1 rRNA gene is annotated in these 1,568 nt (G+C 53.8%); it reads left to right on the top strand.

The features are described 5' to 3' along the window. The first annotated feature begins 10 nt into the window (after positions 1-10). Positions 11-1,527, top strand: a 16S ribosomal RNA gene (locus tag H9L42_RS16440). Positions 1,528-1,568: the final 41 nt, after the last annotated feature.

The raw sequence follows: 1,568 nt of genomic DNA, 5'->3' as shown, positions 1-1,568 counted from the left end.
TTTGATACCATTCAAAAAGAGTTTGATCCTGGCTCAGGATGAACGCTGGCGGCGTGCCTAACACATGCAAGTCGAGCGAGAAGCTTTTAACGGACGCTTCGGTTGAAGTTAAGAGTGGAAAGCGGCGGACGGGTGAGTAACGCGTAGGCAACCTGCCCCTTGCAGAGGGATAGCCTCGGGAAACCGGGATTAAAACCACATAAATCCTTTTTATCGCATGATAGAGAGGACAAAGATTTATCGGCAAGGGATGGGCCTGCGTCTGATTAGTTAGTTGGTGGGGTAACGGCCTACCAAGGCGACGATCAGTAGCCGACCTGAGAGGGTGAACGGCCACATTGGAACTGAGACACGGTCCAAACTCCTACGGGAGGCAGCAGTGGGGAATCTTGCACAATGGGCGAAAGCCTGATGCAGCAACGCCGCGTGAGCGAAGAAGGCCTTTGGGTCGTAAAGCTCTGTCGGTAGGGAAGAAGGAAGTGACGGTACCTACCGAGGAAGCCCCGGCTAACTACGTGCCAGCAGCCGCGGTAATACGTAGGGGGCGAGCGTTATCCGGAATTATTGGGCGTAAAGAGTACGTAGGCGGTTTTTTAAGCGAGGGGTATAAGGCAGCGGCTTAACTGCTGTTGGCCCCTCGAACTGGAGGACTTGAGTGTCGGAGAGGAAAGCGGAATTCCTAGTGTAGCGGTGAAATGCGTAGAGATTAGGAGGAACACCAGTGGCGAAGGCGGCTTTCTGGACGACAACTGACGCTGAGGTACGAAAGCGTGGGGAGCAAACAGGATTAGATACCCTGGTAGTCCACGCCGTAAACGATGAGCACTAGGTGTCGGGTTCGCAAGAATTCGGTGCCGGAGTTAACGCAATAAGTGCTCCGCCTGGGGAGTACGCACGCAAGTGTGAAACTCAAAGGAATTGACGGGGACCCGCACAAGCAGCGGAGCATGTGGTTTAATTCGAAGCAACGCGAAGAACCTTACCAGGGCTTGACATCCCTCTGACAGGACCTTAATCGGTTTTTTCTACGGACAGAGGAGACAGGTGGTGCATGGTTGTCGTCAGCTCGTGTCGTGAGATGTTGGGTTAAGTCCCGCAACGAGCGCAACCCTTGTCATTAGTTGCCAGCAGTAAGATGGGGACTCTAATGAGACTGCCGTGGATAACACGGAGGAAGGTGGGGATGACGTCAAATCATCATGCCCCTTATGTCCTGGGCTACACACGTGCTACAATGGTCGGAACAGAGAGAGGCGAGACCGCGAGGTGGAGCAAAACTCAAAAACCGATCCCAGTTCGGATTGCAGGCTGCAACCCGCCTGCATGAAGTCGGAGTTGCTAGTAATCGCAGATCAGAATGCTGCGGTGAATGCGTTCCCGGGTCTTGTACACACCGCCCGTCACACCATGGAAGTTGGGGGCGCCCGAAGTTGGCCGGCAAATAGGCTGCCTAAGGTGAAACCAATGACTGGGGTGAAGTCGTAACAAGGTAGCCGTAGGAGAACCTGCGGCTGGATCACCTCCTTTCTAAGGAGCATGGAGGACTATGCTATGAATTTTTAAGGGCG

Source organism: Zhenpiania hominis (assembly GCF_014333425.1).
Classification (GTDB): Bacteria; Bacillota; Clostridia; order Peptostreptococcales; family Anaerovoracaceae; genus Hominibacterium; species Hominibacterium hominis.
Note: the sequence above shows the minus strand (reverse complement) of the source record. Positions and strands in the feature narration are given on the sequence as shown.